The sequence below is a fragment of the Fulvivirga lutimaris genome (genome assembly GCF_009711525.1).
Lineage (GTDB): Bacteria > Bacteroidota > Bacteroidia > Cytophagales > Cyclobacteriaceae > Fulvivirga > Fulvivirga lutimaris.
The window spans coordinates 18,658-28,313 of record NZ_SMLV01000393.1 but is presented as its reverse complement, the minus strand read 5'-3'; the positions used below and the strand labels follow the sequence as shown (position 1 = coordinate 28,313).

Annotated in this window: 9 protein-coding genes; 2 read left to right on the top strand and 7 right to left on the bottom strand. The window is 38.1% G+C overall.

Going from position 1 to position 9,656, the window contains the following annotated elements; genetic code table 11:
- The 4 genes from E1140_RS12955 to E1140_RS12940 form a co-directional block, all read right to left on the bottom strand.
- On the bottom strand, positions 1-424 hold a 424-nt coding region (locus E1140_RS12955), incomplete at its 3' end, for a RidA family protein (RefSeq protein WP_155184357.1).
- Between the two features lie 13 nt (positions 425-437).
- Entirely contained in the window at positions 438-800 is a 363-nt protein-coding gene (locus tag E1140_RS12950; RefSeq protein WP_155184351.1) for a VOC family protein, read from the bottom strand.
- 1 nt (position 801) lies between these two features.
- Positions 802-1,179, bottom strand: a complete 378-nt coding sequence (locus tag E1140_RS12945; RefSeq protein WP_155184348.1) for a hypothetical protein — start codon at positions 1,177-1,179, stop codon at positions 802-804.
- 94 nt (positions 1,180-1,273) lie between these two features.
- Positions 1,274-1,771, bottom strand: coding sequence for a cupredoxin domain-containing protein (locus tag E1140_RS12940; RefSeq protein WP_155184345.1), 498 nt, complete (start codon positions 1,769-1,771; stop codon positions 1,274-1,276).
- A 72-nt stretch (positions 1,772-1,843) separates the two neighbouring features.
- Here E1140_RS12940 and E1140_RS12935 point away from each other — a divergent pair, with 72 nt between their 5' ends.
- A complete protein-coding gene (locus tag E1140_RS12935; RefSeq protein ID WP_155184342.1) occupies positions 1,844-2,248 on the top strand; it encodes a DUF3052 domain-containing protein in 405 nt (134 codons plus the stop codon).
- Positions 2,249-2,309: 61 nt separating this feature from the next.
- Here the strand turns inward: E1140_RS12935 and E1140_RS12930 are convergent, their stop codons facing one another.
- The 3 genes from E1140_RS12930 to E1140_RS12920 all read right to left on the bottom strand — a co-directional run bounded on the left by E1140_RS12930 (position 2,310) and on the right by E1140_RS12920 (position 6,992).
- Positions 2,310-4,241 carry a S9 family peptidase gene (locus E1140_RS12930; RefSeq protein WP_185153569.1) on the bottom strand — a complete coding sequence of 644 codons (1,932 nt, stop codon included), beginning with the start codon at positions 4,239-4,241 and terminating at the stop codon, positions 2,310-2,312.
- 67 nt (positions 4,242-4,308) lie between these two features.
- Positions 4,309-5,622, bottom strand: a complete 1,314-nt coding sequence (locus tag E1140_RS12925) for a sensor histidine kinase (RefSeq protein WP_155184339.1) — start codon at positions 5,620-5,622, stop codon at positions 4,309-4,311.
- Positions 5,619-6,992: a sigma-54-dependent transcriptional regulator gene (locus E1140_RS12920; RefSeq protein ID WP_155184336.1), complete on the bottom strand. Its 1,374-nt coding sequence runs from the start codon at positions 6,990-6,992 to the stop codon at positions 5,619-5,621. The genes E1140_RS12925 and E1140_RS12920 overlap by 4 nt, the downstream gene beginning before the upstream one ends.
- Positions 6,993-7,246: 254 nt before the next feature.
- Between E1140_RS12920 and E1140_RS12915 the strand changes: the two genes are divergently transcribed.
- On the top strand, positions 7,247-9,656 hold a 2,410-nt coding region (locus E1140_RS12915), incomplete at its 3' end, for an ABC transporter permease (protein ID WP_155184334.1).

Genomic DNA, 9,656 nt, shown 5'->3' with positions numbered 1-9,656 from the left:
GGGCGCCCATGGCTAAACCTGTAGCCGCAAAAGCACTGCGGGCAGGTTTGTTCTTAGGGAAGAACTTGATGTACTCCGCACTCATGTCAGCCCATTCGTTGATATCAGCGAGCATACAGGTACACTTAAAAATATTTTCCATGGAAGACCCGTTACGCTCCAACACACCTTTTATGTTGAGCATCGTCTGACGAGTTTCGGCTTTTATGCCACCTTTAACAAGCTCACCTGTTTCTGCTTGGTCGCCAATCTGTCCTGAGAGAAACAAAATATTGCCAACTTTTACTGCTTCAGAAAATGGCAAGCCGCGATCAGCAAATTCTTCGGTCTCAATAAACTCTGGTTTTGATGACTGTTCTTCTTCCTGAGGAATACATGATGAAAAGATTAGAAGAATTAGAAAGAGCAGTGTAAAGTTTTTCATAATTGAGTCTTTATTAGTTGAAGGAGCCAATATGCCATAATATGCCTGACGGGTCATGAAGAAAAAACTCCTTACCCCAGGGATTATGCACTATTTCAGATAGCCTAACCCGCCTATATTTACTGACCAGATCGAGCTTCTTTATTTCTTCAAGATAGTATTCCACATCCTCAACTTCTAAGAAAATCATGGAATTATCAACCCAGTCTTTGACATATGCTTTCTGAAGGTAGAACGCAAAGTTTTCATTTTTAAATACAGACATATCATGAGAGATGATGACTTCTTCAAAATTAAGATCACAGTAAAATTGTCTTGACTCATTGAAATCTTTGGCTCCAATAAATGTTCGGATTGATTTTATCTTGTGCTCCATACTATTTTTTACTTTTTGGATGATTCATGAAAATATAACCAAAAGATAAAGCAAAAAATGCATATAAGATGGCAATAACCCACATTAAAGGTGAAGCATTTCTAAAGGCAAATTTGACTAAAGCCAAGCCAGCTACTATGAAATGGGTCATATTGCCAATAGTTATTGGCCGCCCATAAATCCCTCCAATCAGATTGTCTTTTGCTGTCCAGTTGAGCATGGCAAAACCAAAATACAGTGCTCCTACAATTTGTAAAATAATGGGATCAGTATCAACGGATTTAATTGCCGCGGAAATTTCATGTGGAAGAAATGTGAGCAAAACGCCAATAGCTCCCAGCAATAGGGAGCTGGCCATCATCAGGTACTTTGTATTCATAATTAGAGGTATTTGTCACAAGCTACTTCTAATTATGCTTCAATTCAATTGCCTTAGCGCAAATGGCTGTTATGAAAGGTGATCGGTTTTGATGCTATTCAGATTTGCAAACCGCAATACTTCTCCGACCCGAATTGCTACTTTTTGATGCGCTGCCAATATCACCTGCTGCCAAAATGGTGCTTTTATTAGGCCCTCCATCCAGGTGCACTTTTATATGTCCTTCGAAATTGATGAGTTCATCATAGGTGATAGGTGTTTCATCAATAAGAGCTTCAATTATGGTAATGCTTTCTCCGGTTTTTCCAAATACAGGAGTCAGTTGTGCGGCCATCTCTGCATCTGGAGTACTAAAATCACCATAATGCAGGTGAGTAGGGTGAGAAATATCACCCTCGGTGCCTGTCAGTTTTATTTGTATTTCGGTGGTGTTATCTCTCCTTTCTAAGAAAGTAACGGTTCCGTTAATCGGAAAGTCCGAAGCCTGCACCATGGCATAAGATTGCTGCTCACCAGTGTAATCACTAGTTTCAGTATCATCAGAACAGCCATTAAGAGCTAATAAGCAAAGTAGTAGAATTAGTGGTCTCATCTTTTTTAATTTTTGTCAAAACTGTTCTGATTGACTATTTTCAAATATAAATACAAATTCAATTAATAACTCATGTCAGCAGGCTATTCTGGAACACCCTTGGCAAAAAAGCTTGGTATAAAAGCAGGTTTTAAGGTTCTACTTATGAATGAACCAGAATACTATCCTACTTTATTTGATGATCTTCCGGAAATAATCACTGATTTTAATAACGCAGATGAAGTTGATTTTATTCATTTATTCGCATTAAAATTAAAAGATTTTGAAATGCATTTCGATCAATGCAAATCACGACTTGTCAAAAATGGCACCATGTGGGTTTCTTGGCCTAAAAAGGCTTCTAAAATTGAAACTGACTTAGATGGCAATGTTGTGAGAGAATATGGATTGAACCATGGCTTGGTTGATGTAAAAGTTTGTGCAGTAGATGAAACCTGGTCAGGGTTGAAGTTTATGTACAGGTTAAAGGATCGGTAGTTGACTTTAAAATCAACCTTAACATTGCCCGAACTTCGGACAATGTCAAGGTTGGTATTTGTTAAATAGCTTCCTCTGCTTTTTCTGTTTTAAAATGTTTATCCAAGAACTTGAGTACTTCTTTAGAAGCAGTGATATTGTTTTCTTTTTTAACAAAACCATGGCCTTCGTCATCAAATAAAACATACTCAACCTCTACGCCATTTTTTCTTGCTCCTTCTACTATCTCATCAGACTCTACTTTAAGCACACGAGGATCATTGGAGCCTTGAAGCACAATAAAAGGTTTGGTTATTTTATCAGTGTGAAAAAGAGGAGATTTGTTATAAAGCATAATTGAGTCTGCAACCGGATCACCCATTTCTTTATACAGAGCTTCTCTGAAAGATGCCCACCACGGTGGAATACTTTTTAGTGTTCTTAGCCAGTTGGTGACGCCAAAATAATTGACCCCCAAAGCAAATTCTTCTGGCGCAAAAGTTAGCGCAGCCATTACCATATAGCCTCCATAACTTCCTCCCATGATACCTATTTTATCTGCATCTATATAATCAAGACTTGCTAAAAATTTCTTAGACTCCACGCAGTCTTGTAAATCATCCTGACCATGTCTTTGGTCATCTGCAGCATAGAAAGTTTTGCCATAGCCTGAGCTACCACGATTATTTACAGCAAGTATTGCATAACCATGATTTAAAAAGTATTGCAAACGAGGGGTGTAATTTAAGCGCGTCTGACCACCAGGTCCACCGTGTATCATTAACATTGCAGGCACTTTTTCACCAGGCTCCAGTCCTTTTGGTTTGTAAAGAAGGGCAGGGATTTCCATGCCATCAAATGACTTATAACGAATGACTTCTCCTGCAACCAAATCATCCGGGTTAATCTCAGGATTCATTGTGTCGGTAATTTGCTTCACCTCCTGAGTTTCAAAATTATATAGGTAAAGGTTTCTAGGTGATTTAGAGCTGCTTACATAAAATGCCATTTGTTGTTCACTATCGGAAATGTTTACTCCTGTAATATCGCCTTCTGGCATATTGGCCATCTGAATGGGCTGGTCATTAGCGTCATATATTTTTATTTCTGTGCGAGCATCATTATTTATTCCTACCACTCGATACTTGCCAGTTTTTGATAGGTAGGTGTACATAATATCCCAGTTTTCTTTTTGAACTTCAGAAATCTCACCGGATTCCATGTCATAAGACTTTATGTACATAAATTCATTGCCTTCATCAGTAAGGTAATAAAGCTTTGAGTCATCAAGGCTAAAATATTGCGGACTATACTGCACATCTCCTTCATGTTCAGATATTAATTTTGTTTCTCCAGATTCCGAATCATATAGATACATGTTGGAGTTATTTGTAGTAATTGTTTCGCTCAGAACAACATACCTGGAGTTATTCGATATCGCACTCGGATTTAAACCTTTCGAATTAGTATAAATTACACTTGAAGAAAACACCCCATCTTCAGTGCTGCTATTTTCGATGTCAACTTTATATAGATCAAAGTATTTTGGATCTCGTTGGTTAGAACCGTAATAGAGAATGGTCTTCTCATTATTCCACCCGTAAAAGCTAGCCTTAGCAGTGGAATCAGATATCATATCTATGATATCTCCGTCAGTTTTTCTGACATAAATGTGGGTTATCTCATCTCCACCTTTATCACTTGTATAAATAATTTCACCATTAGGCATATATGATCGAGCAAAAATGGCATTATCAGAAGAGTTGGTCAACTGAGTTCTTTCACCAGTAGCGATATCAATCTCGTAAGCATTGAATATTCCTGATATCTGGCTGTTGATCAAAATTTTAGATTCATCAGCAGAAAATGATCCTCCATTGATGTTTTCAATATCCATAAATTGCTCTATGGTATACTGAGCGGGCTTTACAATTTCAGCAGTTTCTTTTTGGTTGCTGCAAGCCGCCATTGCCAATGCTAAAATGAGGCACATTACTCTTTGTGTTCTTTTCATGATGTTTTAGTTGGTGATTTTCAACAAGTTAAGAAAATTATCTCCTCGAAGAAAGTTGCCGATAAAATCAGATAGAAACAGTAAAGGAAGTACCTTCACCAGGAACAGAAGTCACACCAATGTTGCCATTATGCAGCCGGATGATCTGTCGTGATAAGGCCAATCCTATGCCGGAGCCCTCTTTTTTGGTGGTGAAGAAGGGAATGAAAATTTTGTCAATTTTATCTTCATCTATACCGCTGCCATTGTCGGATATTGAAATATGAGTCTGGTCATCTTGCCAGGCCTTTATTCTTAATACCGGAGAATTTCTTCCTTCAAGAGCTTCAATGCCATTTTTAACAAGGTTAATAAACACTTGCTCTAGTAAATCTTTATCACCCATAATCTCAATATCCTCACTTATATTAAGTTTTATCTCAATATCTTTTGACTGGTCTTCTACCAAAATCAATATCCTTTTAAAAAGGTTGTGCAGGTTAAGGCTGGCATAGTTAGGGGTTGGTATTTTAGTGAGCTTTCTGTAGGCATCTGTAAAGTTTTGCAGCCCTTTGCTTCTAAGCTGTATTGCCTCCAGGCCTTGGGTCACCTTATCAATAGTTTGATTATCGTGTGGAGAGGTTTCTACGATCTGTTTCAATGTTCCAGAAAGTGAGGTGATGGGGGTTACTGAATTCATGATCTCATGAGTCAGTACTCGAATTAGTTTCTGCCAGGCATCAAGCTCATTTGAATCCAATTCATTTTTAATATTTTGAATGGAAATAAGCTTGTAAAATTCCTTATCCAAAAGAAATTCTGAAGCATGAATGGATAAATGAAGTAGCTCATCTTTTATCTTTACTTTGAGCAGCTTGTTTTCCTTGGGCTTAATGTCCATCAGCAGTTCGGGCAGACGTTCATCAATGCCACTTAGATTACTTAAAAATGCCATTTGAGGTCTGTCAAACATTTTTTGCAATGCCTGATTCATCATTTGAATTTTACCATTTTTATCGAAACTGATAATCCCAACTCTCAGGTGATCGACAAGTGCTTCCAGGTAAAGATGCTGCACCTCTTTTGCAGAGCTGATCTGCTCAAATTTCTTGGTAATTTTGTTAAGTGATCCATATAGGTTTTTAAAAGATTTCCCTTTCCCTTTTTCCTGAAAAGTGGTTGTAAAATCTTCCTGCAGTAAGGATAGCAAAAAGGAGGTAAAATCTCTGTTGGTTTTATCAACATACCAGATAAACTCTATGATAGCAATCACCAAAAAGAAGACAATATAAACCGACCGCAGGTACCTAACATCAACCAATAGAAAATATACCAACAGTGTGATAAGTACTGAAATGATCAGAATCCGAATTAATACACTGAGTCTGAAATTTTTTATCATAATCCGTATTTCTCCATTCTTCTGTACATGGCACCTCTGGAAAGGCCAAGCTCTTTAGCCGCATGACTGATATTGCCACTGTGTTTTTTGATGGCATTTTTGATGGCCCACGCTTCAATATTTTCTAAGTTGAAATTGTCGAACTCACTACTAGAATTTTCAGTGCGCCTTAAAAATGCAAAGTCATTGGCATTTAGCACATCATGGTCTGCAAGAATAGCGGCCCGCTCTACAGCATGCTGCAGTTCTCTTATATTACCTGGCCAGCTATGCTTCTTTAAAGCACCTATAGCTTCCTTGCTAATAGAGAGAGTATTTTTATGATATTTCTTCTCGTATTTTTTTAGGAAATGATCTACCAACTCAGGGGTATCTTCGATTCTTTCTTTCAAAGAGGGAAGGTCAATTTCTACCGTGTTAATTCTATAAAGTAAATCCTCTCTAAAATCACCATTATTTACTGCTTCCTGCAAATTCATATTGGTAGCACAGATTACACGCACATCAATATCAGTAGGGGTGTTGTCACCCACTTTGGTGATTTGTCTTCGCTGAAGAACGGTAAGCAGCTTGCTCTGCAGATGCAAAGGGATATTGCCAATTTCATCTAAAAATATTGTGCCTCCAGAGGCGGCCTCAAAGCGGCCAATACGTTCTTCTTTGGCGTCTGTAAAAGCACCTTTTTTATGGCCAAATAGCTCACTTTCAAATAAATGCTCAGGAATTGTGCCCAGGTCTACTGCTATAAAAATCTCTTTTGCTCTGGATGACTTTTTATGGAGTGCCCGGGCTGCTACTTCTTTACCTGTGCCGTTTTCTCCCAATATCAAAACATCAGCATCAGTAGGAGCCACTTTGCTAATCATATTTTGAATACCTTTCATGGCTGCTGATGAGCCTATCATTTCGCGGTATTCATTATCAATGTTAGAGCTTATGGCCTGCTCTCGTACTTCAAGTTGTTTCACCCGTTTTTCCTGTGAAGTCAGTTTAAGGGCATTTTGAACCGTAACAATAAGCTTCTCATTTTGCCACGGCTTCACAATAAAGTCAATGGCTCCTTTTTTCATAGCTTCTACGGCAATGTCGACCTCCCCATAGGCTGTCATGAGCAGAACGTTAGTAGATGGACTTAGCTCTTTAATTCTTTCAAGCCATTGCAAACCTTCTTCACCTGAAGTTTCACCTTGTTTGAAATTCATATCCAGCAAAACCAGATCAAATGCGTGCTCCTTAAAGGCCTCTTCAATCTGGATAGGATTATTGATTTTTCGTACTTCTGTATAATACTGCTCCAGCAACAATTGCGCTGATAGCAATATCATGTCATCATCATCAACAATAAGTATGTTACCTTTTGACTTGGCCATTAGTCTTATTTAATGGGTGTAAATGTAAAATCTTTGATTGCTAAAATCATAATAAATGTCCAATAATGGGCAGTTACATGTTGTGTTATTGGGCACTTGAATCAATTTTAATAATAATTGATTAGTTAATTAGCTGATTTTCAGCTATTTGTTGAAATTGGCATTTGTATTGGTATTATTTTTTTATAAAAACAGTAACTCTCAATCCGGTCATAACACTCAAAAGCGAATAACACTCAAAAAAAAACTCAACTATGCTTAAAAATTACTTTCTGGTTGCCCTGCGCAACATTACGCGTAACAAAACCATCTCGATTATTAATATTGTAGGATTGTCAATTAGCATGTCTGTGTGTTTGTTACTCATTTTAATTGTAGCAGATCAGTTTTCTTATGATGACTTTCATGCTAAGAAGGACAAGACCTACAGGGTCATTACTGACAGGCTGCAAGAGAAGGAGTACCTGTGGTCAACAGCCACAACAGCCTATCCACTATTAGATAAGTTGAAAGAACATACCGGCATTGAAAGTATTACCGGTATTCAAAGCAGATTTAATGGTGTGTCAGAATGGAATAACAAACAAATCCCTTTTCAGGGCTATTACACAGATAATGACTTTTTTGAGATTTTTGATTTTCCATTAGCTAAAGGAAACAGCAAGGAGGCATTTACACTTCCTAATTCTGTAGTACTTACTCAGGAGCTGGCCACCAAACTTTTTGGTGATAAAGACCCTTTGAATGAGGTTATTTCAGTTGAAAACAAAGGTGAGTTTGTTGTTACTGGAGTTTTAGATAAGCTACCTGGTAAAACGCACCTGACTTTTGATGCGCTTGCCTCCATTGGGTATCAGAAGGCTTTGCAGCAGCGAGACACATCAGCCTACACAGGTTTGGATGATTGGCACGCCATATATGACAGCTACATTTATATGGAAGTTAAGGATGGTATAGCGCTGAGTACAATCATCAATTTTATGAAAAATGCCGCTGCAGATAACTATGAAAAAGAAGGTAAATTTGAATATACCTTTTTGCTTCAACCTTTGACAGGCATTACACCCGGTCCTTTATTGAGCAATACCACAGGGTTTGGCCTTCCCAATTTTGTGATTTATATGATGCTGGGCATTTCTTTAATAGTACTTTGTTCAGCTTGTTTTAATTATGCCAACCTAACCACCGCACGTGCCATTAATCGCTCTAAAGAGATAGGAGTAAGGAAGGTTGTAGGAGCCTTACGTTGGCACATATTTGGTCAGTTTATGGTGGAGGCAGCTTTAATAGCCGTATTGTCTTTCTTCTTTGCAGATCTGATGGTGCAGTTCATAGTTCCAACTATGAACAGTTACTTTGCCTCTTTGGGTGCTCCAATGAGTTTTGATGAAACATCGAATCTGGTTTGGTGGTTTTTGGGGTTTGTTGTCATTGCAGGACTAGTATCAGGCATTATCCCAGCACTTGTTTTCTCTGCGACTCAGCCTCTTTCTGCACTTAAAAAAGCTTTGCAATCCAATTACTCTTCCAAAAAAGGCTGGTTTTCAAAATTCGATATTAGAAAAGTTTTAGTAGTCGTTCAGTTTGCCTTTTCTATATTCTTTGTCATCACCATGATGACTGTTTATATGCAGCTTAATTTTGTGCTCAATAAAGATCACGGCTTCAGAACGGAAGGAATAGTAAATGTGCACTTGCAGGGCGTAGAGTTTAAAAAGATCGCGCCAGCACTTTCAGCATTGTCATCAGCTCAACTTGTATCCAGCACTTCACATCTCCCGGCTCTGGGTACGAATAATACTACAAGAACGAAATTAAAAGGAGCAGATGAGCCATTTCCTATGAGTTATTTTGCCATTGGTGATGATTTTATAGAGATGATGAATCTCACATTGGTTGCAGGAAAGAACTATCCTGATGTAATGCCAGAAGAAGAGAAGTTTGTGATCATCAATGAAACTGCTGTGAAACGACTAGGTTTCGACTCGCCAATAGATGCAGTTGGAGAGTCTTTTATTATCAATGATTTTCAGGATGACAGTGAGTTACAAATTATTGGTGTAGTAAAAGACTATCACTATGAAAGACTTGATGAAGAAATTGGACCTATGGCACTGAGGTATTTACCAGATTATGCTAATAATGCTCTTATAATGGCTGGCGGAAACACAAAACAAGTTATAAGTGATATTGAGGCCGTTTGGAAAGAACATACCACGCGTCCTTTTGAATATTCACTATATAAAGATGATCTGAAATTAAGCTATGGTCATTTTGAGGCTTTACTGATGGTAACCGGGTATGTGACCATCATTGTGGTGTCTTTGGCTTGTCTTGGGTTGTTAGGAATGGTCATTTATCAGGTTCAAAACAAAACTAAGGAAATAGGAATAAGGAAGGTGTTGGGTGCTTCTGGCTTGAGCATATTATCTACAGTGGGCAGAAGTTTTCTAATACTTATGATTATTGCATATGCCATCGGTGGGCCGCTAAGTTATTTTGTCAATGATATGTGGCTTAGTACCAATGTCTACCGCATTGATTTCGGTGCACAAATAATAGTTGCTGGTTTTATGATGGTGCTTTTAGTTGTGCTGGTCACTGTCGGATCTCAACTCTATAAAGCCATGCGTATCAATCCATCCGACTCATTGAGGAGTGAAT